Raw genomic sequence first — 21,472 nt, 5'->3', positions numbered from 1 at the left:
CGGCCGCGACCTGCGGCCGATGCGGCCGGACGGCCCGGCGGCCGAGGCTGGGACCCATGACATCCACCGTTTCGGCCGCCGTGCCCGGCGGCCCCCGCGCGACCCCGGCCGGACCGGCCGGCTGGTTCCCCGGGCGCCTGATCGGGGGAGCCGCCCTCGTGGCGGCGCCCCTGGTGTGGTCCGCCGGGCTGCTCCTGCGCCACCTGGCCGCCCGCCCGGACCTGTTCACCCCCGCCCAGCGGGCCGGGTTCGCCGCGCAGCCGTTCGCCGCGCCCGCCCAGCTCGCCGCCTACGCCGCCGACCCGGCCCTGGTCACGGCCGGATATGCGTGCTTCGCCGCCGGGGCGATCCTGCTCTGCCCGGCCCTGCTCGCCCTGGCCGGCCTGACCCGCGCGCGGGGCTCCCGGATCGCCGCGCTGGGGGGCGTGCTCGCCACGGTGGGCCTGTTCTCCCGGCTGTACTGGGCGGGGGTGGACCACACCGCCTTCCACCTGGTGGACCGGCTGGGCCTGGAGCAGGCCACGCGGCTCGTCATGGACGGGTACGTGGAGATCTCCTACGGGCCATGGCGGGTCCCCATCACCGCCGCGTTCGGCCTGTACCTGGGCTGGCTCCTGCTGGGGGTGGCCGCGGCGCGGGCGGGGGTGTTCGGGACGGGGCGGCTGCTGCTGTTCCTGTGGTCGGGGACGCTGTGGACCGGGGTGCTGAAGGAGAGCGGCCCGTTCGACGGGGTGGCCTCCTCCGCCGCCCTGGGCCTGGTGCTCGTGCCGCTGGGCGTCGCCGTCCTGCGCGGCGCCATCCCCGCGGCACCCGCCGCGCCGGGTGCCGCGCGGCCCGCCGTACGGCGGTGGCGCCGGGTCCTGAGCTGGTGAGGCGGGCGGGGCGGCCTATGCTGGCGCGGGTGCGGGGATCATGGGAGCGGCTGGGGCCGTGGGCGCCCGCGGCCGCGGCGCTGGGCGCGGGGGTGCTGCCGGGGCTGTGGCCCGGGCACGGTCTGCTGGCGCCCGGCGGGGTGCCGGGTCTTCTCCTGGCCGTGGCGTTCGGCGTGGCCGGGGCGGCCGCGGCCCGCCTGGCGCCCGTCCGCCTCTGGCCGCTGCTGGCGCTGACGGCCACCGACGCGCTCTGGCGCGGGCCCGGGCCGCTGCTGGCCGTGACCTCCTACCTGGCGGCCGCCGCCTTCCCCCGCCCCGCCCGCCTGGCCGCCTACGCCGCGGCGGCGAGCGTGCTGGCCGCGCTGCCCCGCCCGGGGGTGGAGCTGGCCTCGGCGCTGGGCGGCGCGCCCCTGCTGGTCTGGCTGCCGCTGGCGCTGGGGCTGTGGGCCGGTGCCCGCCGTCAGGTGGTGGCGGGGCTGCGCGAGCGCGCCGAGCGGCTGGAACGGGAGCAGGCCGCCCTGGCCGGGCGGGCGCGTGCCCAGGAGCGCGCCCGCATCGCCCGGGACATGCACGACGTGCTCGCCCACCGGGTCTCCCTGATGGTGCTGCGCGCCGGCGCGCTGGAGATCAACGCGGCGGATCCGGCCACGGCGGCCGAGGCGGAGCTGATCCGCGCCACCGGCAAGGAGGCCCTCACCCAGCTCCGCGCCGTCCTGGAGGTGCTGGGCCCCCGGGACGGGGAGCCGCACCGGCCCCAGCCCACCCTGGCCGACCTGGAGGACCTGCTCGAGCAGTCCCGCGCCGCCGGGGTCCGCCTCGAGCGCCGGGACGAAGGCCCGGGCGGGGATCTGCCGGTGATGGTGCAGCACGCCGCCTACCGGGTGGTCCAGGAGGCGCTGACCAACATCCACAAGCACGCCGGGCCGGTCCGCGCGCGGGTGGCGCTGCGCCGGCTGCCGGCCGCCCTGGAGGTCACGGTCACCAACGCCCCGCCACCGCCCGGCCGTCCCGGTCCCGGGGCTGGGTTCGGGGCCGGGACGGGGCTGGTGGGGCTGCGCGAGCGGGTGGCCCTGCTCGGCGGCGAGTTCGCCGCCGGTCCCATGCCCGGCGGGGGGTTCACGGTCCAGGCCAGGTTCCCGGCATGATCTCCGTGCTCATCGCCGACGACGAGGCGCTGGTGCGGGCCGGGCTGCGCATGATCCTGCGGGCGGCAGGCGACATCGAGGTGGCCGCCGAGGCCGGGGACGGCGCCCAGGCCGTGGCCGCCGTCGCGCGCCACCGGCCGCACGTGGTGCTCATGGACGTGCGCATGCCCCGGATGGACGGCGTGGCCGCGCTCGCGCGGATCAACCGCGCCCCGGACCCGCCGCCGGTCCTCATGCTCACCACCTTCGGCCTCGACGAGCACGTCCACGCCGCGCTGCGCGAGCGCGCCGCCGGGTATCTGCTGAAGGACACCGCCCCGCGTGAGCTGATCTCCGCCGTCCGCGCGGTCGCCGGCGGCGGCGCCGTCCTGGCCCCGACGGTGACGCGGCGCGTGATCGACGCCTTCGCCGCCGGCGGGCCGCCCGGCGACCCCGCGGCGGGCCGCCGCCTGGCCGCCCTCACCGCGCGCGAGCTCCAGGTCGTGCGGGCGGTGGCCCGCGGGCTGGCCAACGCCGACATCGCCCGCGAGCTGCGCATGACCCAGACCGCCGTCAAGGCCCACGTGAGCCGCTCGCTGGCCAAGCTCGGCCTCACCAACCGGGTCCAGGTCGCCCTCCTGGTCCGCGACGCCGGCCCCCTGCCCCCGTCGCCCGAGCCCTGACCGGGCCCCCGGGCGCTCCGGACCGTGCGCGGACGATGCTGGCGCGAGCCGTACGGCGGAGGCCAACGCGTGCGGACGCGACGGCCGCGCCGCCCCGGTCCCGGCCGGCACGGCCTGCGGCGGCCGTTCCCGGGATCGCGGGCGCGCACCCCACCTGGTCGTACCCCACCTGGTCGCACCCCACCTGGTCGCACCCCACCTGGTCGCATCCCGGGCCGGGGCGGGGGTCAGGGGCGGGGGAGGCGCAGGAGGGGGTGGGCGTTCATGGCGGCCTCCAGCTCGCCGGGGAGCTGGTCGCGGTAGTGGCCCAGGGTCGACAGGTCCTGGTGGCCCAGCACGCGGCGGACGGCGTCCATGTCGGTGTGGTCGGCCAGCAGGTGCGTGGCCACGGTGTGGCGCAGACCGTGCGGGGTGACCTCGCGCCGGTTGGCGGGGTCGACGTGGCGCTGGACGCGGTCGATGACGGCCTGCACGTCCTGCCGGGCCAGGCGGCGGCCCCGCCACGACAGCAGCAGCGCCTTGCCGCCGGCCCCGTCGCCGTTGGCCAGCAGCTCGCGGCGTGAGGTCTGCAGGTACAGGTCGAGCACCTGGGCGACGCCGGCGGGCAGGGGGACGTCGCGGGTGCGGCCGCCCTTGCCGAAGATCCGCCAGTAGCGCACGCCGCGGTCGGTGTGGAAGTCCTCGACGTTGGCGCGGGTGAGCTCGGAGACCCGTGCGCCGACGGTGGTCAGCAGCAGCACCACCAGCGCGTCGCGCAGCTCGGTCCGCTGGTCGCGGCGGCGGCGCCGGCCGCCGGGGCCGGGCTGGTCGGAGGGGGGAGAGGTGGCCAGGTGCTCGGCCGCCTCGATCACGCCGCGCGCCTGCTCCATCGTCAGGGCCCGCCGCTCGGGCCGCAGCCCGCCGCGCTGGCGGGGCACCACCACGGCGGTGGTCATGGGGTTGACCTGCACCCATCCGGCCAGCGTCGCGTGCTTGAACATGGCCGAGACCGAGCGGCGGAACCGCGCCTGCGAGGCCGCGCTCTGCACGGGCCGCCCGGCGGGGGCGGGGGCGGCCTCGCGCCGCCGTTCGTCCGGTTTGCGGGCGAAGGCCAGCAGCACCGCGTCGACGTCCTCCCCGGTCAGGTCGTCCAGCACCCGGCCGGGCCCGGCGAAGGCGGCGAAGGTGGCCATGTCGCGCGCGTAGACCTCGGCGGTGCTGGCCGCGATCGCCCCGGTCAGCACCCGGGCGCGCAGCAGCTCGACGTAGCGGGCGACGGCGTCGGCGACGGTGATGCGGTTCAGCTCGGCGGGACGCATGCCCGAAGGCTACCGATCACCCCCGACAGTTCCCGGCGCCCCGGGCGATGAGCGCCCGCGCACCGGAGGGGAAAGGAACCAGGGCGGTGGTCAGGGCGGTCAGGGCCGCGGTCGGCGGTCTTCGGCCAGTGCGACTCCGACCGCGTCGCCGAACCCCTCCGGCCCGCCGTCGCCCCCTCACCACGCGACAGGAACGGACGCCCTGTATGTCGGGAGGTGTCGGAGTTTGGCCGAAAGGTAGAGGAGGCCGGTGCCGATGGGGGGAGGCCGGCCCCGGCCGCCCGTCATTACCGTCCGTAGCGATGACGGAACGGACGCCCCGGAGGCTTCGTGATCACCCTTGACGCTCTGACCAAACGCTACGGCGGCAAGACCGCCGTCGACGCGCTCACCGTGACCATCGAACCCGGCAAGGTCACCGGGTTCCTCGGCCCCAACGGCGCGGGCAAGTCGACGACCATCCGCATGATCCTCGGACTGGACACCCCCACCTCCGGCACCGCGCTGATCGGCGGCAGGCGCTACACCGACCTGCGCCACCCCGTACGCCGGGTCGGGGCGCTGCTGGAGGCCAGGGCGGTGCACCCGGGACGCAGCGCGCGCGCCCACCTGCGCGCGATGGCCCGCACCCACGGGATCGGCGACAAACGGGTCGAGGAGATGCTCGCCCTGGTCGGACTGACCGAGGCGGCCGGCAAACGGGCGGGCGCGTACTCGCTGGGGATGGGCCAGCGGCTGGGCATCGCCGGCGCGCTGCTCGGCGACCCCGAGATCCTGATCCTGGACGAGCCGGTCAACGGGCTCGACCCCGACGGGGTCCGCTGGGTCCGCGAGCTGATGCGGGCCCTGGCCGCCGAAGGGCGCACGGTGTTCGTCTCCAGCCACCTGATGAGCGAGATGCAGCAGACCGCCGACCACCTCGTGATCATCGGCAGGGGCCGGCTGCTGGCCGACGCCCCGATCGACACGCTGATCGCCGGCAGCGCCCGCCGGGTCAAGGTGGGCAGCCCCGAGACCGGCCGGCTGGACGCGCTGGCCGCCCGCCTGTCCGCCGCCGGCGTCACGGTGCGCCGCGAGGGCGACGGCACCCTGATCACCGAGGGCGTGACCGCGGCCACGATCGGCGACCTGGCCTTCAACCTGGGCCTGCGCCTGCACGAACTGTGGCCGATGGACGCCTCGCTGGAAGAGGCCTACCTCGGCCTGACCGAGGACAGCCTGGAGTACGGCAGGCGCGCGCACGCCGGCCACGACGCGAAGGCCGAGGGCGGGCGATGACGGGACAGACAAGGACAGGACAGACAGGACAAGCAGGCCAGGCAGGGCGGACGAGGAGCGGGCAGGCGATGACGGTGAGGACCCCGCGGCGGCTCGGCCCGCCCAGGCCGGGCGACGGCGGACTGACGGGCGCGGTCAGATCCGAATGGGTGAAGTTCTGGTCGGTGCAGTCCACCTGGTGGACCCTCGCCTCCGGCGTCGCCCTCATGATCGGCGGCGTCACCATCGCCGCCGTCTCCACCCGCTCCCAGCACGCCCAGGGCGTCCCCGAGGCGTTCACCACCTCGGCCCCCTTCGTGGCCGCCCAGGCCATCGGATACCTGGTCCAGTGGTGCGTGGCCGTGCTCGGCGTGCTCACCATCACCTCCGAGTACTCCACCGGCACCATCCGCTCCACCCTGGTCTGGGTCCCCGACCGCGGCCGCGTGCTCCTGGCCAAGATCCTCGTGCTCGCCCCGGTCATGCTGGTGTTCGGCCTGGTGCTCGGCGCCGGCGCCCTCGGGCTGAGCATCGTCGGCCTGGGGGAGTACGGCGACTCCTACTCCACCGACGACGCCTACGACACCGTCCTGGGCATCGCCCTCTACCTGCCGCTGCTGGCGGTGTTCGCGCTCGGCCTGGGCGTGCTGATGCGCGGCGCGGCCGGCGCGATCGCGGTGCTCTTCGTCATCCTGCTGATCTTCCCCATCATGCTGCCCGCCGTGAACCTGGCCCAGGTCGCCGAATACCTGCCCGGAGACGCGGGCGCGGCCATGATGAACGGCGGCGGCCACGGCCGCCCGCTGTCGGGACTCATCGTCCTGGGCTGGACCCTGCTGTCGGCCCTGGCCGCCCACCTGTGGCTCAAACGCCGCGACATCACCTGACCCCCACCGGCAACCCGGCCACCCGGCCGGCCGGGGCTAACGCTCGGGGTCGACCAGGCCCGCCTCATAGGCCAGGATCGCCGCCTGGACCCGGTTCCGCACCCCGAGCCGCTGGAAGATCCCCCGCACGTACGTCTTGACCGTCCCCTCCACCACGTAGAGCCGCCTGGCGATCTCCGCGTTCGCCAGGCCGGCGCCCACGAGCGCGAGCACCTGCCGCTCGCGCTCGCTGAGCCCTGCCACCCGCTCCCGCGCCGCCATGCCCCGCGCCAGCCGCTCCGGCCCCAGCCGCGTGATCAGCCGCGCGACGATCGCCGGGGACAGGTACGCCGCCCCACCGGCCACCGCGTGCACCGCCGACAGCAGCTCCTGCGGATCCCCCGACTTCAGCAGGAACCCCGCCGCCCCCGACGACAACGCCCGGGCCACGTAGTCGTCCTGGGAGAAGGTGGTCAGCATCATCACCCTGGTCGGCACCGCCAGGCGGTGCAGTTCCCCGGCCACCCGCAGCCCGTCCAGCCCCGGCATCTGGATGTCCAGCAGGACCACGTCCGGGACATGGGACCGCACCACCTCCACCGCCTGCCGCCCGTCCTCGGCCTCGGCCACCACCTCGATCCGCGGATCCGACGCCAAGATCCCCCGCACCCCGGCACGCACCAGATACTCGTCATCGGCGATCACCACACGGGCCACGCTGCCGGCACCCCCTCAGCTCTCAGTCGGCGGGCGGGTAGGCGTCCTTGGCCACCAGCGCGCCCCCGCCGAAACACAACCGGTAGACCGCGGGCCGCACGAACAGATCCCCGGTCGACACGTAATAGGCACAGCTCGCCCCCGCCGGCGGCGGACCCTCCGCGATCGGGCTCGGACTGTCATCGAAGAAGTTCACCGGCAACCGCGCGGCCACCTGCGCCCGCGGCTGCCCCACCACCAGGCTCTGGAACACCTCCGGCCGCAGCACCGACGACTGCGTCTGATACAGGTAGCCCGCGGCCCCCATCCCCAGCAGCACCGCCACCCCCAGCGGCAGGCCGAAGGCCAGCACGAACCCCCCGCGCGCCCGCCGCAGCACCCGCCCGCTCCGCCCCGCCACCGCCCCCGGCGGCGCCGGCGCGGGCGCCAGCGGCCCCGGCCCGGCACGGTGCGGCAGCCGCGCGGCCACCTCGAACCCGCCCTCACGCGGCCCATACCGTACGGAGCCGCCGAGCAGCCGCGCCCGCTCGCCCAGCCCCGCCAGCCCATGACCCCCGCCCCGGCCCGCCCCGCCCGCGTCCAGGGCGTACGGGTCCGGGGCGTACGGCTCGCCGCCCGGAGCCGGGCCGTTGGTCACGCGGACCTCGGTCTCATCCTCGCCATAGGTCACCCGCACCCGCACCGGCGCGCCCGGGGCGTGCTTGGCCGCGTTCGTCACCGACTCCTGAACCACGCGGAAGGCCGCCCGCCGCACCATGTGGGGGACCCCCGCGCCCTCACCCGCGACCGTGAGCCGCACGTCCAGACCGGACTCGGCGGCGCGCCGCACCACCTCCTCGACCGTCTGGGAGACCGCGGACTCCTCCTGCTCCCCGGCGCGCAGCAACCCGATGATGTCCTGCAGGCTCTGGGTGGCCGCGCTCGCCGCGGCCCGCAGATGCGCGGCCACCGCGCGGTGACGCTCGTCCAGCTCCGCCGAGACCTGCAGGTTGCCGGCCATGAGCGCGATCAGGCTCAGCTCGTGGCCCAGGCCGTCGTGCATGTCCCGGGCGATCCGCGCGCGCTCCAGCAGCCGGGCGCGCTCGGCCACCAGTCGCTGCTCACGCTCGAGCCGGTCGGCCCGCTCCCACCCGGCCAGCAGCAGCTCCCGGCGCTGCACCAGATACCGGCCCATCAACCACGGCACGACCGTGACCAGCGGCAGGACCAGCGCGTCATAGGCGAGCGTCCGCTCCGGCCGGCCGAACGGCAGCCCCGCCAGGACCGCCAGCGCCACCACCCCGCTCATCCAGCCCAGCGCACGCGCCGCGCCGGGCACCCGCCGGCCGGCGAGGAAGCCCATCACCGCCACCGCCGGCGTGTAGCGGTCGACCGGGCTGAGCGGATCCAGCCCGCTCAGCGCCGCGCACACGGCCAGCGCGGGCAACGGCAGACGGCGCCGCATCCCCACCGCCCCGGCCAGCGCCCCCAGGGGGAACACCAGGTCCGGCCACAGCCGCCCGCCGACGCCGGCGTCGGCCGCCCAGATCACCGGCGGCAACGCCAAAAGCGCCCACAGCGCCCCATCGTGGAGCAAACGCCCGGCCGCCGACCCACCGCGCAGCAGTCGCCATCCGTCCACGGCCCGACGCTATCGACCCGCGGCCACCCCCGCCAACGGCTCCACCCGCCGAAGGAGACCCGGTTTCACCGGATTCCGGCCCACCCCATACCGGGCACGCCACCTATTCCGGGCGGGCGGCAGCCCCGCCCGCCCCCTCCGCCCCGCCGCCCGGCGGGACGGCCGGAGGGACGGCCGGAGGGACGGCCGGCGGGACGACCTCGCCGGCCTCGCGCGCCGCGGCGTCCAGCTCGGCCAGGGTCGCCCGCAGCCACCGCGTCTCCGCCCGGCTGGTCGCCCGCGCGATCGCCAGCAGCCCCGACCGGAACGGGTCGTCGAACTCCTCCGCCCGCCGCGGCCGCCCGTCCTCGGCGTAGAAGAAGCTGCTCGGCCGCGCCAGGAACTCCGCCCGCCGCCGCAGCACCGCCGCCTGCCGTACCGGATCGGCCAGGTGACGCAGGAACGCCAGCAGCGTGAACCACCGGTTCTCATCACTGATGTCCAGCTCCCCCGGGTCGGCCAGGCGCCGCATCAGCTCCGCGCGGCCCGCGTCGGTCAGGCGCAGCACGTGCCGCGGCGCGGCGGCGTGCCCGGGCTCGGTCCGCCGCGTCAGCCAGCCCGCCGTCTCCATCCGCTTGATCGCCGGGTAGAGCGTGCCGTCGGCGATGGGCCGCACGTGCCCGGTCAGCGCGGCCACCCGGCGGCGCAGGTCGTAGCCGTGCAGGGGCCGCTCGTGCAGGAATCCCAGGATCGCCAGCTCCAGCATCCGCCCACCCGCCCCTATATCGGATCCGATGTATATTGCCTCCGCAATACTAGCCCGGCCGCGGCGAAGGAGAGGCCATGAAGGACACACCGATCAGCATCGCCGGGGGAGCCCGCATGCGCTGGATCGAACTGCCCGGACACGACCCCGCCCGCGTCTACGTCCACGGCCTGGGCGCCATGTCCGCCCCCTACTACACCCACATCGCCACCCACCCCCGCCTGGCCGGCCACCGCTCCCTGCTCATCGACCTGCTCGGCTTCGGCCTGTCCGACCGCCCCACCGCCTTCGCCTACACCCTGGAAGACCACGCCGACGCCCTCGCCGAAGCCCTCACCGCCGCCCACGCCACCGGCGCCCAGATGATCGCCCACAGCATGGGCGGCGCCATCGCCATCGTCGCCGCCCACCGCCACCCCGGCCTCATCACCCGCCTGGTCCTGGCCGACGCCAACCTCGACCCCGTCCCCGGCCCGCCCCGCCCCGGAAGCAGCCGCATCGCCGCCTACACCGAAGAACAGTTCCTGTCCCACGGCCACCGCGAGACCGCCGCCCACGTCGGCCCCCACTGGTGGTCCACCATGCGCCTGGCCGGACCCGAAGCCCTCTACCGCAGCGCCGTCCACCTCGCCCGCGCCACCACCCCCACCATGCGCCAGATGCTCCTGGACCTCGACATCCCCCGCACCTTCCTCCACCCCGCCACCGACACCGTCTCCGGCGCCGACACCCTGCGAGCCGCCGGCGTCCGCCTCGTCCCCATCCCCGCCGCCGGCCACAACCTCATGCTCGACAACCCCGCCGCCTTCGTCGAGGCCACCGCCGCCGCCCTCACCTGACCACGCCACGCCGTACGGCCCCGGCGCCCGCCGCACGCGCCGCGCCCGCCGTACGGCCCCGGCGGCGGGGACCACACCGGGGGAGCGCCTCACCCCCCGGCGCGCAGCCGCAGGACATAGGCCGCCGTGAGCGCCACCGCGCGATCCTCGTCCCGCGACAGATCCGCCAAAACCCGCTCCGCCGCCTCACCCGGGACCTCCGCCAGCGCCTGCGCCACCCGCCGCCGGCCCGCCACGCCGCCCGCGCCGGCGGCCAGGCGGCCGGCCAGCCCGGCGGTGATCCGCTCCGCCACCCCCGGATCACCCGCCAGCACGCCCAGCGCGTCGGCCGCGTCGGTGTCGTTCATCCCCTCCACGACCATGTCGATCAGCACCGGCACCGCCTCGGCCACCCCGCGCGCCCCCAGCACCAGCGCCGCCCGCCCCCGCACCCGCGCATCGGCATGGGCCAGGGCCCCCCGCAGCAGCGCGGCCGTCTCCGCCCCCGGGATCTCGGCGATGGCCCGCACCGCGCGCTCGCGCACCTCGGCCTCCGGCGCCTCCAGCCCCCGCGCCAGCAGCCCGAGCCCGGCCCCGTCCGAACGCGCCAGAGCCCACCGCAGGGCCCCGGCCACATGCGGATCCGCCTCACCCAGCGCCGCCTCGGCCAGCGCCTCCGCCGGAACCCCCGCCGGCACCTCCGCCGCCGAGGACAGCACCGCACGCTGCCGCCGCCCGGCGCTGTCCGACCCCAGCGCCTGCAGCAGCTCGACGGCCTTGAGCACCTCCTCCCAGCCCGCCGGCTCCGCCGCGCCGATCCGCCGCAGCCGCGCCAGCAACTCCATCTCGGCCGCGATGCGCTCCCGCGTCCGCGCGATCAGATCCGCGACCAGCTCCGCGGGCGCGAAACCCGGATCATCCAGCGCCCGCGCCACCTCACGCAGCGACAACCCCAGCGACCGCAGGCTCTCGACATGGAAGATCCGCCGGATGTCCTCCTCGGAGTACTCCCGGTAGCCCGCCCCGGTACGGCCCGTCGGCCGCACCAGGCCCAGCGACTCGTAATGCCGCAGCATCCGGGCACTGACCCCCGAACGCCGCGCCACCTCACCGATCAGCACGCGAACAGCGACCGATCAGCATCCGACCAGCATCGATCGGCATCCGACCAACCCCCCGATCGCCCGGGGCCGGCATCGAACGGCACCGGCCCCTCACCCCTCCCGGCCCATCCCGCCCAGCGCCACGACCCGCTTGGCCTCCTCCATCGCGAACTCGAACCCCGCCTCCGGATCCCGCAGCAACCGCTCGGTGGCGGCCGCGTGCTGCCGCACCTGCGCGTCAGGCCCCTCCATCGCCGCCCGCAGCACCGGCACGATCACCTCACCCAGCGCCACCAGCGCCCGGCTCAGGCTCAGCCGCGTCTCAGGCCCCCCGCGCCCGAACTGCGTCGCCAGCACCTCCGCCAGCCCCGGCTCCTCACCCTCGGGCACGAACGCCACCGCCGTCCGCCACGCGCTCCGCGCCACCTCGTCATCGGCGGCGTCGGTCAGCAGCGCCCGCGTGATCGCCGGCCACACCCGCCGATCCCCGACCTTGGACAACGTGTGCAACGCCTGACTGCGCGCCTGCGCCCGCTCCGAAGCCAGCTCGGCGATCAACGCCGGAACCGTCAGCGCCGCCGGATGGCGGATGAGCGCCCACGTCAGCATGTCCCGCACGAAGAACTCCGGCTCGACCGCGCACCGCTCGATCAGCGCGCCCACCAGCCGCGGATCCGGGTCCGTCCCGGCCGCCATCGCCGCCCGCAGCCGCACCGACACCTCCGCGCTCTCCAGCCCCCGCAAGGCCCCCGACAGATCCCTCTCAGCACCCGGCAACGCCACCGGAACCACCTCCTGGCCCCAGTCAAGACCTTGCCACAGTGTCAAGGTCAAACCCCCCACCGGCCCAGCCACCACCCCGCGCCCCGCGGGGTGGGGAGCGCGGCCGGTCCGGCGACGGGGGAGGGGACGCCACGCCGACCCCGGGGATTGCATGTCCATGCAGAGCGATGTATAACTTATCTTGTGTCCAAGGTGCTCTCCTCACTCCCAGTCGGTGAACGTGTCGGCATCGCCTTCTCCGGCGGCCTCGACACCTCGGTCGCGGTCGCGTGGATGCGCGAGAAAGGCGCCATCCCGTGCGCCTACACCGCCGACCTCGGCCAATACGACGAACCCGACATCGCCTCGGTCCCCGGCCGCGCCACCGCCTACGGCGCCGAGGTCGCCCGCCTGGTCGACTGCCGCGCCGCCCTCGTCGAGGAGGGCCTGGCCGCCCTCGCCTGCGGCGCCTTCCACATCCGCTCCGGCGGCCGCGCCTACTTCAACACCACCCCCCTCGGCCGCGCCGTGACCGGCACCCTCCTCGTCCGCGCCATGCTCGAAGACGACGTCCAGATCTGGGGCGACGGCTCCACCTTCAAGGGCAACGACATCGAGCGCTTCTACCGGTACGGCCTGCTCGCCAACCCCTCCCTGCGCATCTACAAGCCCTGGCTCGACGCCGGCTTCGTCGGCGAACTCGGCGGCCGCACCGAGATGTCCCAGTGGCTCATCGCCCACGGCCTGCCGTACCGCGACAGCACCGAGAAGGCCTACTCCACCGACGCCAACATCTGGGGCGCCACCCACGAGGCCAAATCCCTGGAACACCTCGACACCGGCATCGAGATCGTCGAACCCATCATGGGCGTCCGCTTCTGGGACCCCGAGGTCGAGATCCTCCCCGAAGACGTCACCATCGGCTTCGAACGCGGCCGCCCCGTGACCATCAACGGCAAGGAGTTCGCCACCCCCGTCGACCTCGTCCTGGAGGCCAACGCCATCGGCGGCCGCCACGGCCTGGGCATGTCCGACCAGATCGAGAACCGCATCATCGAGGCCAAGAGCCGCGGCATCTACGAGGCCCCCGGCATGGCCCTGCTCCACGCCGCCTACGAACGCCTCGTCAACGCCATCCACAACGAGGACACCCTCGCCGCCTACCACACCGAGGGCCGCCGCCTGGGCCGCCTGCTCTACGAGGGCCGCTGGCTGGAGCCCCAGTCCCTCATGCTCCGCGAATCCCTCCAGCGCTGGGTCGGCACCGCCGTCACCGGCGAGGTCACCCTGCGCCTGCGCCGCGGCGAGGACTACTCCATCCTCGACACCACCGGCCCGGCCTTCAGCTACCACCCCGACAAGCTCTCCATGGAGCGCACCGAGGACTCCGCCTTCGGCCCCGTCGACCGCATCGGCCAGCTCACCATGCGCAACCTCGACATCGCCGACTCCCGCGCCAAGCTGGAGCAGTACGCCGGGCTCGGCATGCTCGGCGGCGACCACCCCAGCCTCGTCGCCGCCCCCGCCGCCGGCCTCCTCGGCGCCCTCCCCGAAGGCGGCGCCGAAGCCATCGCCTCCCGCGGCCAGGCCCCCGCCGCCGACGACGAACTCCTCGACTACGCCGCCATGGAATCCGGCACCGACTGACCCCGCCCCAGGAGAGCACCCCACCCGCCGCTCGTGCCGTACGGCGCCCGCCCGCCGTACGGCACGAGCCGGGGGAGAGGCGACCGGCTCGCGACGCGCACCCGTCCACGGGCGGGCGGCCGGTCAGGCACCGAAGACGACCTCGGCCCGGTCCCGGTACTCGCACACCTCCCAGCACAGCGGCGCGATCCGCTCGGGCGCCGCCGCCGGGGCGCCGTCCGGTCCACCCCCGCCGACCCACACGTTGAGCACCACACACGCGGCGTACACCCCGCTGCCCGCCAGTTCCCTGTTCAGGTTGATCACCCAGTTGCGCAGGGCCTCCCACGCCGCGTCGGCGTTGCCGAACACCGGGCACTTGGGGGCTGGTCGCGTGGATTCGGGGATGGGCTCTGACCTGCGGAGATAGGGGAGAGGGGCGGCTGGAATGCGCGCGGTCCCCGGCCCTGCGGGCGGCGGGGCCGGCCGCAGGGCCAGGGGAGGGGAGTGCTTCGTTGAGGCACGCGCGGACGAGGAGCGGGCCCGGACCCAAACCCCTGTGTGCGCGCTGACCAGCCGCGATCGCCAGAGCACCGCGCCGAGGATCGGGCGCGGCCTGACGGGGGACGGCGGGTGAAGAGGCGGGACAGCCGAGAAATCTGCCCGCTATCGGTCGAATCGGATGAACATCCTAAAACCAGACAGAATCCACCTTCTGTCTGGTTTCACTCGTTCTTCGCAGGTCCGAGCGGTCAAGCCCGGTCGCGGAGGAGCGCGAGAACCTCGTCGAGCTTTCCGCCCGTCTCCGCGAATCGAGCCTCCACGCGTGACTCCGACTCGCCGAGCAGCCCATCCAGCTTGCCGTCGAGCCGATCCGGCTTGCCGCCCAGGCGATCCACCTTGGCGTCAAGCCGGTCGAGCCGGGCGGTGAGCGTTCTCTGGTCGTCTCGCAGCAGGTCGAGCTTGAGCTGCGTGAGCTCGTCGATGGCGTCCAGGCGCTGATGGACCAGGCCGAATCGCTCGGCGACGTCGCGTTCCCGCACGCGCGCCCGAAGATCTTCCCGATCGGATTCCCAGCCGGCCGACGGACCCGCGCCGGTGAGTTCGGACATCATCCTCCTCAAACCCGGGGCCGGCGACCGCCTCATCGTACGCATCCGGTCCCGGCGTTCCCGGTCCAGAGAGCGATTCACCCCGATATAGCCCCCTCTCCAGATGCTCCGGGAATGTTCGATAAGGAGCATTATGTCAAGTAGGCCGGGTTGGCGGGCTCCCCCAACGGCGGCACAACGGCGGGCCAACGCGGCAGTGTCACCGTGATCCGCGGGGCGGGGATCACGACGGGGGACGTGAAGGTGCCGACCGAGCTCATCGTGATGTTGCTTGTCGTGGCGCTGGTGGCGGGGTGGGTGGACGCGGTCGTCGGCGGCGGCGGGCTGGTGCAGTTGCCCGCCCTGCTGCTGGCGATGCCCTCGGCCCCGCCCACCGCGGTGCTGGCGACCGACAAGCTGTCGTCGATCGCCGGGACCACGGCGTCGGCGGCCGCCTTCGCGCGGCGGCTGCGGGTGGACGCGCGCCTGGCGGTGCCGGCGGGACTGCTGGCGATCGCCCTGTCGGCGGCCGGGGCGGTCGCGGCGTCGCGGGTGCCGGCGTCGGCGTTCCGCCCGCTGGTGATGGCCACCCTGCTGGCGGTGGCGCTGCTGGTCGTGCTGCGCCCGCGTCTCGGGCTGCGCAAGCGGCCGCTCCCCCGGTCCGCGGCGGCCACGGTGTCGGCGGTCGTGCTCGCCGGGGTGGTGCTGCCGTTCTACAACGGGCTGGCGGGGCCGGGCACGGGGGCTCTCATCCTCATGGTGCTGACCGGCCTGCGCGGCCTGGACTTCCTCACCTCGTCCGCCACCGCGAAGATCATCAATGTCGGCGCCAACCTGGGGGCGCTGATCACGTACGCGCTCCACGGCGAGGTCTTCTGGCTGCTGGGCCTGGGCATGGCCGTCTGCAACACGCTCGGCGCCCGCCTGGGCACCCGTACGGCACTGCGCCGCGGGGCCGGTTTCATCAGGGCGACCCTGCTGTGCGTGATCGCCGCCCTGACCGTCAAGCTGAGCGTCGACTACCTCGCCTGAGCCCCGCGCCCGCCCTCCCCTCTCCCCCGCCCCGCCCTCCCCTCTCCCCCGCCCCGCCGTACGGCGGCGCCCGCCCGCCCGGCGGCCCACCCCTGCGCTCCCCTCCCCCGGGCCGACGCGCCGTCCGATCCCCTCTGCGGCGCAGATCGGCGGCGATTAATGCACTGATGTCCGGTTTTGGGGCATCGGGCGCCACGCCGGTGGTCTGCCGGGGCACCTTCCAGTCCCGCCATGCCGCACGAGTGGCGGATCAACCCACGCCCGGGGGCGCGTCCGGGAGTGCGGGACCGGCAGGGCCTGCCGATCTGCCGGCGGCGCGGAGGAAACGAGCGCCCCAGTCCCTCAGGTGATCGGCGAATTCCGGTGGCTGGAGCACCTCGAATTCGGCCCCGAGATTGCCCAGCGCTTGCGTGGGCCAGTCCAGGCTGGTGGAGACCATCGTCAGCCGGCAGCGATGGGGGCCGGCCGGTTCGATCTCGCCCCATTGGCCGACTATCGGTCGCACCCGCTCCGCGGCTGCGTGGACCAGCACGACGACGGTGTGAGCGGTCGGGGCCCGGGTCGCGGTGCGGACGAACGCGGCGGCGTCCCCGCCGGGCAGTGGCCGGGGCAGGAAGGGCGCGCCGGTGTTGCGTGGCCGGGCCAGCCGATCGAGGCGGAAGCTGCGCCAGTCGTGTCTGGTCAGGTCGTAGGCCACCAGATACTACCGGCCCCCGAGCGCGACGAGGCGGTGGGGTTCGGCCTCGCGTTCTGTCTGGGCGCCGGCGCGGGTGGTGTAGTGGAAGCGCAGCCGTTCCTGGTCCCGGCACGCCTGGGCGATCATCGTCAGCACCTCCGCCGGGATGACCGGCCCGGAGGAGGCCACGGAGACGGTCATCGCGCGCAGGGCGTTCACTCTGGCGCGCAGCCGGGGCGGCAGGACCCGCACCACCTTGGTCAGCGCGCGCACCGCTGCCTCGTCGAGCCCGGCGATGCCGCTCTGCGCCGCGTCTCCCATGCCGACGGCCAGCGCGACGCCTTCCTCGTCGTCCAGGAGCAGCGGGGGCAGCACGGCCCCGGGCTGCAATTGATAGCCGCCGTCGGTGCCTCGGGAGGCGTGGACCGGGTATCCCAGCTCGCGCAGGCGGTCGACGTCCCGGCGCAGCGTGCGTTCCGACACCCCGAGACGTGCGGCCAGGTCCACGCCGGGCCAGTGGCGGTGTGTCTGCAGCAACGACAGCAGCGTGAGGGTCCGATCGAGGGCGAGGTCGTGGTCCGTACCGACTACCTGGGCCTGGCCGCCACCTACCTTGAACTGATGCGTGCCGATTGCCACCTGCCGATCCCGGCCTGGCGGCCCGGTCAGCGGGTGGGCGTCATGGCGATCGGCACCGTGCTGAGCTCGGCCAGTCCCGACCTGCGGGAGGGTGACCTGGTGCAGTCGATGACGGGCTGGAGCACGCATTCGGCGGGACCGGCCGCCTCGTACGTCAAGCTGGATCCGGACGCCTATCCCGACCCCAGTTACTATCTGGGCCAGGGCCCGACCGCCTACTACGGCATGGCCGATGTGGCCAAGGTCGGCGAGGGGGATGTGGTGTTCGTCTCCGGTGCGGCCGGCGGTGTCGGCTCACTGGCCGGGCAGATCGCCCGCAACCTGGGCGCCGCGAAAGTGATCGGCAGTGCGGGCAGCCAGGCGAAGGCCGACTACCTCGTGAACGAGCTCGGCTTCGACGCCGCCTTCGACTATCACCGCGACCCGGTCGCCGCGCTGAGGGAGCTGGCCCCGGAGGGCGTCACCGTCTTCTTCGACACCGTGGGCGGCGCGCTGTACGACGCCGCGCTCGAAGCCGCCGCGCCGGGTGCCAGGTTCGCCCTGTGCGGCTCGCTGTCCACGCAGCTCGGCGGTGCCGCGGATCGTTTCCCCGAGCCCGATCGGGAGGCCGCGCTGGCCCGGGGGGTCGAGCTGATGCCGTTCTCTTGTCACCACACCCCCGATCAGGTGGCCGCCTGGCATCGCCACTTCCGCGCCGCGCTCGGCCAGGGGCGCTTCGTCTACCCGCGCACGGTGGTCGGGACCGGCATCGACGGTGTGCCTGGTGCGTTCCTGGCCATGCTGCGTGGCGACTACCGGGGTAACGTGTCGGTACGGCTGGCATGACCGTTCTGTCCCGCCGGATGCTCAACCGGGCTCTGCTCCAGCGGCAGTTCTTGCTGGAGCGGACCGGTCTGGCGGCTCTGGAGGTGGTCGGTCACCTGGTCGGTATGCAGGCGCAGGAGCCGAACTGGCCCTATGTCGGCCTGTGGAGCCGGATCCGCGGCTTCACCCACGCCGATCTCACCGTCCTTCTCGTCCAGGGGCGGGTGGTGCGTTCCGGTTTCCTGCGCGGCACGATGCATCTCACCGCGGCCGATGACTTTCGTCGGCTGCGGCCGGTGCTGCAGCCCGTGCTGGACCGCATCGCCGGCTCGGCTCATTTCCGGCGTGACAACGCCGGGCTCGACGCCGAGACCCTGGTCGCCGAGGGGCGCGGCCTCCTGCGTGCCGGGCCGCTGCCCCGGAGGGACCTCGCCAGGCGCCTCGCGGCCCTCCATCCGGGGTGCGATGGCCGGGTCCTGGCCGGTGAGGTCGAGCTGCGCAGCCCGCTCATCCACGATCCGGCCACCGCGTCCTGGGGCGGCTGGGGCACCCGCGCGGGGGTCACCGTCACGGCCGCCGCGACCGACGCCGTTCGGCCTGGCGCGCTCCGTGAGCTGATTCTGCGTTACCTGGCCGCGTTCGGTCCTGCCACGGTGGCGGACGTCCAGGCGTGGTGCGGGTTGACCCGGCTTGATCAGGTCATCTCGGAGATGGGTGCCGATCTGCGCCGTTACACCGGTCCTGACGGCCAGCGCCTGTTCGATCTGCCCGACGCCCCGCTTCCCGGTCCTGATACCCCCGCCCCGGTGCGGCTGCTGCCCGCCTACGACAACGTTCTGCTGGGTCACGCCGATCGCGGCCGCCTCATCGCCGAGGCGGACCGTAAGGGGGTCTTCCCCGGGCGGGCCAGAGTTCTGCCGACGTTGCTCGTCGACGGTCATGTCCGGGGCACCTGGTCCTTTGCTGGGGGCGAGGTACGGCTGGCGCTGTTCGGGCCTTTGCCGGCGGCCGAACGGCAGGAGGTCGACCACGAGATCGGTCGGTTGCTGCCGTTCCTGTCGCACCGCTGACCAGGGAGAGCGGTGCGTGGCCCGACCGTGCTGGGTTCCGGGCCGCTGGGTGGGGGGTGGGTGGTCAGGAGTGCTGCCCCGGCCGCTCCCCCGGTGCGCGGGTGGCGGGTCTGCGGCCGGGGGTGGGGTGGTTCGCGGGGGTCATCCGGCCTCGCCCTCGCGAGGCCGGATGGGGGGTGGGTGGTCAGGGGGTGCCGGTGGGGCACATCTCGGCTTCCATCTGCTTGGTGAGGGTGCTGATGGGGTTGCCCCAGTCTCCGTTGAGGTTGGTGACGACCAGGTGTTCTCCGTCGCGGCTGCCCATGGCGTACGTCCAGGAGCCGTGGATGCGGCCGCCGTTGCCCCAGACGGTGACGCCGCAGGAGAGTTTCTGGGCGAAGACGCCGAGGCCGTAGGCGGTGTTGTCGATCCAGGGGACGCCCTGGGTGGAGACGGTGGTGAACATCTGCTGGTGCTGGGCGGGTGGCAGCAGGCGGCCGCTGAGCAGGGCGCGGTAGAAGGTGTGGAGGTCGCCGGTGGTGGAGATGATGCCGCCGGCGGCTCCGGCCCAGGAGGGGTTCATGTCGGTGAGGTCGTAGGTCTTGGCGGCGGGGTCGCCCAGCGGGAGTTTGATGTAGTGCCGTGCGTGGGGGCGGGGCAGCGTGGTGTGTTCGCCGGGAAGGTGGGTCTGGGTCAGGCCGAGGGGGCGGATGAGGCGCCGGGTGATCTCCTGGGCGTAGGAGCGGCCGGTGACCTTTTCGATGATCATGCCGGCGAGGGTGTAGTTGGTGTTGGAGTAGCCCCAGCCCTTGCCGGGGGCGAAGGAGGGCGGGTTGCGCATGGCGATCTTGACCAGGTCGCCGGGGCGGTAGCTGTCGTAGCGGCTCTGGAGGAAGGCGGGGGTCCACTGCTTGACCGCCATGTCGGCGTCGGAGGTGTAGGGGAAGATGCCGCTGGTCTGGTTGAGGAGCTGCCGGATGGTGATCTTGGTGCCGTCGTGGCCGTTGCCGCGGACGACGCCGGGCAGCCATTCGTCCACGGTGTCGTCGAGGCTGAGCCGGCGTTCGGCGGCCAGTTGCAGCAGCACGACCGCGATGAAGGTCTTGGTGGTGCTGCCGGCGCGGAAGTGGTCCTGCTGGCGGCGCTTGCGGCCGGTGGTGGTGTCGGCCACGCCCGCCGTGCCGAACCAGGACCCGCGGGCGTCGCGGACGTGGGCGATGGCGCCGGGCATGCCGTCGGCCACGGCCTGGTCGAGGACGCGCTGGAGCGGGGCGTGGCCGGGGCGGGGGCCGGCCTGGCGGTCGGCGTTCGCGGCGGGGGCGTTGAGGGTCAGGGCGGCGGCCGTGGCCAGCAGGCCGGCGGTGGCGCGGAGGGTTCGGGTCATGGGTGGTCGCCTTTCTCGGTGTGGGAGGTACGGGGTGCTCAGGCGCGCACGGTGATGCCGAACTCGGCTTCGATGAGGTTGAACATGAGGTCCCAGGTCTTCCACTCGGTGTTGGTGTGGACGGCGATGGCGTGGCGGCCGTCGGGGGTGCCGACCGTGAAGACGTAGGAGCCCCAGAAGCTGCCGCCCAGGCCGCGCAGGATCGCGCCGCCGGTGGCCTGCGGGTCGAGTTCGAACACGCCCAGTCCGTAGCGGGAGCGCGGGATCCAGTGGCCGCCTTCGGTGGAGACGGTGGTCCACATCTGGCGGTGCTGTGCGGGGGGCAGGAGGGCGCCGGTGGTCAGGGCGGTGAAGAAGCGGAGCATGTCGGTGGTGGTGGAGACGACGTTGCCGGCGGCGTGGCCCAGGGAGGAGTTGAACTCGGTGACGTCCAGGGGCGGCAGGCCGGGCTCTTCCAGGAGCGATTGCCAGTTCTCGGGGGTGACCGAGGCCGGGTCGGTGCCGTCCTTGAGGAACTGGTGGGAGTAGCCGCGCGGGTGCGGGGTGGGGTATCCGGTCTCGGTGGTGGGGCGTACGTGGGTGTGGGTCAGGCCGAGGGGCTGGATGACGCGGCGGTGGACCTCGTCGGCGTAGCTGTTGCCGGTGATCTTCTCGATGATGGCGCCGGCGATGTAGAAGCCGCCGTTGGCGTACTCGAAGCGTTCGCCGGGGGCGCCGACGGGAGGCTGGGAGACGGCCACGCGCAGGAGTTCGTCGGTGGTGAAGGTGTCGAAGCGGTGCTTGTCGAATCCGGAGCGGGTGGCGTAGCGGTGGCCGATCTCGGGGGCCAGGCCGGTGGGGAACAGGCCGCTGGTGTTGCTGAGCAGGTGCCTGATGGTGATGGTGTCGCCGTCGTAGCCGTTGACGTCGAGTACGCCGGGCAGGTGGGCGTTGACGGTGTCGTCGAGGCGGAGGTGGCCTTCGGCCTCCAGGGCCAGGAGGGTGGCGGCGGTGAAGGCCTTGCCGCTGCTGCCTGCGTGGAAGTGTTCGCCGGGCACGCGGGGGGCTCCGGTGTGGAGGTCGGCCACGCCGGCGGTGGTGAACCAGGTGTGGTCGCCGTCCTTGATCTCGGCGGCGATGCCGGGGATGCCGATCTCGGCCAGGGATCGGTGGAGTACCTGCCGCACGTCGTCCTTGGTTGTCATCGCGGTGCCTTCCGGGTCGTGGTTGCGATGTCGTCCACGGTGCCGGGCGGTTCTGACAGGCGTCTTACATCTCGCTTCCAGGTGTCGTGGGCGTGCTTACACGCTTGTGGCGGGGCCGGTG

Annotated in this window: 20 protein-coding genes and 1 pseudogene; 10 read left to right on the top strand and 11 right to left on the bottom strand. The window is 74.2% G+C overall.

What is annotated here, in order from left to right; genetic code table 11:
• The first annotated feature begins 56 nt into the window (after positions 1-56).
• Genes D5H75_RS00270 through D5H75_RS00260 form a run of 3 tightly spaced genes read left to right on the top strand, consistent with a single transcriptional unit; the run spans position 57 to position 2,679 of the window.
• Positions 57-872 (top strand): hypothetical protein, encoded by an 816-nt coding sequence (locus D5H75_RS00270; RefSeq protein ID WP_202637681.1) that lies wholly within the window; start codon positions 57-59, stop codon positions 870-872.
• Between the two features lie 29 nt (positions 873-901).
• Positions 902-2,017 (top strand): sensor histidine kinase, encoded by a 1,116-nt coding sequence (locus D5H75_RS00265; RefSeq protein WP_242453914.1) that lies wholly within the window; start codon positions 902-904, stop codon positions 2,015-2,017.
• Complete coding sequence (locus D5H75_RS00260) at positions 2,014-2,679, top strand: response regulator (RefSeq protein WP_119924276.1); 666 nt, start codon at positions 2,014-2,016, stop codon at positions 2,677-2,679. The genes D5H75_RS00265 and D5H75_RS00260 overlap by 4 nt, the downstream gene beginning before the upstream one ends.
• 227 nt (positions 2,680-2,906) lie before the next feature.
• On the opposite strand, the gene D5H75_RS00255 is transcribed toward D5H75_RS00260, so the two are convergent.
• A complete protein-coding gene (locus D5H75_RS00255; protein WP_119924275.1) occupies positions 2,907-3,977 on the bottom strand; it encodes a tyrosine-type recombinase/integrase in 1,071 nt (356 codons plus the stop codon).
• A 330-nt stretch (positions 3,978-4,307) separates the two neighbouring features.
• Between D5H75_RS00255 and D5H75_RS00250 the strand changes: the two genes are divergently transcribed.
• Positions 4,308-5,255 carry an ABC transporter ATP-binding protein gene (locus D5H75_RS00250; RefSeq protein WP_119924274.1) on the top strand — a complete coding sequence of 316 codons (948 nt, stop codon included), beginning with the start codon at positions 4,308-4,310 and terminating at the stop codon, positions 5,253-5,255.
• A 68-nt stretch (positions 5,256-5,323) separates the two neighbouring features.
• Positions 5,324-6,121: an ABC-2 transporter permease gene (locus D5H75_RS00245; protein WP_202637680.1), complete on the top strand. Its 798-nt coding sequence runs from the start codon at positions 5,324-5,326 to the stop codon at positions 6,119-6,121.
• A 36-nt stretch (positions 6,122-6,157) separates the two neighbouring features.
• On the opposite strand, the gene D5H75_RS00240 is transcribed toward D5H75_RS00245, so the two are convergent.
• From D5H75_RS00240 to D5H75_RS43910, 3 genes are all read right to left on the bottom strand, one after another.
• On the bottom strand, positions 6,158-6,817 hold the full coding sequence (locus D5H75_RS00240; RefSeq protein WP_119924272.1) for a response regulator: 660 nt from the start codon (positions 6,815-6,817) through the stop codon (positions 6,158-6,160).
• A gap of 22 nt (positions 6,818-6,839) precedes the next feature.
• Positions 6,840-8,438, bottom strand: a complete 1,599-nt coding sequence (locus D5H75_RS43915) for a sensor histidine kinase (RefSeq protein ID WP_202637679.1) — start codon at positions 8,436-8,438, stop codon at positions 6,840-6,842.
• Positions 8,439-8,541: 103 nt separating this feature from the next.
• Positions 8,542-9,183 carry a PadR family transcriptional regulator gene (locus D5H75_RS43910; protein ID WP_119924270.1) on the bottom strand — a complete coding sequence of 214 codons (642 nt, stop codon included), beginning with the start codon at positions 9,181-9,183 and terminating at the stop codon, positions 8,542-8,544.
• 77 nt (positions 9,184-9,260) lie between these two features.
• Here D5H75_RS43910 and D5H75_RS00225 point away from each other — a divergent pair, with 77 nt between their 5' ends.
• Positions 9,261-10,022 (top strand): alpha/beta fold hydrolase, encoded by a 762-nt coding sequence (locus D5H75_RS00225; protein ID WP_119924269.1) that lies wholly within the window; start codon positions 9,261-9,263, stop codon positions 10,020-10,022.
• Positions 10,023-10,111: 89 nt separating this feature from the next.
• Here D5H75_RS00225 and D5H75_RS00220 read toward each other — a convergent pair whose 3' ends face one another.
• Together D5H75_RS00220 and D5H75_RS00215 are read right to left on the bottom strand one after the other, a co-directional pair.
• Positions 10,112-11,122 carry a MerR family transcriptional regulator gene (locus tag D5H75_RS00220; protein WP_119924268.1) on the bottom strand — a complete coding sequence of 337 codons (1,011 nt, stop codon included), beginning with the start codon at positions 11,120-11,122 and terminating at the stop codon, positions 10,112-10,114.
• A gap of 93 nt (positions 11,123-11,215) precedes the next feature.
• A complete protein-coding gene (locus D5H75_RS00215) occupies positions 11,216-11,848 on the bottom strand; it encodes a HEAT repeat domain-containing protein (protein WP_242453913.1) in 633 nt (210 codons plus the stop codon).
• 222 nt (positions 11,849-12,070) lie between these two features.
• Here D5H75_RS00215 and argG point away from each other — a divergent pair, with 222 nt between their 5' ends.
• Positions 12,071-13,513 (top strand): argininosuccinate synthase, encoded by a 1,443-nt coding sequence (argG, locus tag D5H75_RS00210; RefSeq protein ID WP_119924266.1) that lies wholly within the window; start codon positions 12,071-12,073, stop codon positions 13,511-13,513.
• A gap of 123 nt (positions 13,514-13,636) precedes the next feature.
• Here argG and D5H75_RS00205 read toward each other — a convergent pair whose 3' ends face one another.
• Together D5H75_RS00205 and D5H75_RS00195 are read right to left on the bottom strand one after the other, a co-directional pair.
• Positions 13,637-13,864, bottom strand: coding sequence for a hypothetical protein (locus D5H75_RS00205; protein ID WP_119924265.1), 228 nt, complete (start codon positions 13,862-13,864; stop codon positions 13,637-13,639).
• A 380-nt stretch (positions 13,865-14,244) separates the two neighbouring features.
• Positions 14,245-14,604, bottom strand: coding sequence for a hypothetical protein (locus D5H75_RS00195; protein ID WP_147425022.1), 360 nt, complete (start codon positions 14,602-14,604; stop codon positions 14,245-14,247).
• A gap of 237 nt (positions 14,605-14,841) precedes the next feature.
• Between D5H75_RS00195 and D5H75_RS00190 the strand changes: the two genes are divergently transcribed.
• Positions 14,842-15,615 carry a TSUP family transporter gene (locus tag D5H75_RS00190; protein ID WP_340137741.1) on the top strand — a complete coding sequence of 258 codons (774 nt, stop codon included), beginning with the start codon at positions 14,842-14,844 and terminating at the stop codon, positions 15,613-15,615.
• 250 nt (positions 15,616-15,865) lie between these two features.
• Here the strand turns inward: D5H75_RS00190 and D5H75_RS00185 are convergent.
• Positions 15,866-16,837: pseudogene (locus tag D5H75_RS00185) on the bottom strand (helix-turn-helix transcriptional regulator).
• On the opposite strand from D5H75_RS00185, the gene D5H75_RS00180 reads away from it, so the two are divergent.
• Both D5H75_RS00180 and D5H75_RS00175 read left to right on the top strand, forming a co-directional pair.
• Positions 16,808-17,755 (top strand): MDR family NADP-dependent oxidoreductase, encoded by a 948-nt coding sequence (locus D5H75_RS00180; RefSeq protein ID WP_242453912.1) that lies wholly within the window; start codon positions 16,808-16,810, stop codon positions 17,753-17,755. The pseudogene D5H75_RS00185 and the gene D5H75_RS00180 sit on opposite strands and share 30 nt — an antisense overlap.
• The gene (locus D5H75_RS00175; RefSeq protein WP_119924261.1) at positions 17,752-18,804 is read left to right on the top strand and encodes a winged helix DNA-binding domain-containing protein; all 1,053 of its coding nucleotides are present in this window, start codon (positions 17,752-17,754) and stop codon (positions 18,802-18,804) included. Before D5H75_RS00180 ends, D5H75_RS00175 begins: the two co-directional genes overlap by 4 nt.
• Before the next feature lie 184 nt (positions 18,805-18,988).
• On the opposite strand, the gene D5H75_RS00170 is transcribed toward D5H75_RS00175, so the two are convergent.
• Both D5H75_RS00170 and D5H75_RS00165 read right to left on the bottom strand, forming a co-directional pair.
• On the bottom strand, positions 18,989-20,167 hold the full coding sequence (locus D5H75_RS00170; protein ID WP_119924260.1) for a serine hydrolase domain-containing protein: 1,179 nt from the start codon (positions 20,165-20,167) through the stop codon (positions 18,989-18,991).
• 38 nt (positions 20,168-20,205) lie between these two features.
• A complete protein-coding gene (locus D5H75_RS00165; RefSeq protein ID WP_119924259.1) occupies positions 20,206-21,351 on the bottom strand; it encodes a serine hydrolase domain-containing protein in 1,146 nt (381 codons plus the stop codon).
• Positions 21,352-21,472 lie beyond the last annotated feature (121 nt).

It is taken from the genome of Bailinhaonella thermotolerans, assembly GCF_003594875.1.
In the GTDB taxonomy this organism is placed as follows: domain Bacteria; phylum Actinomycetota; class Actinomycetes; order Streptosporangiales; family Streptosporangiaceae; genus Bailinhaonella; species Bailinhaonella thermotolerans.
This window is presented reverse-complemented; position numbering and strand designations above follow the sequence as displayed.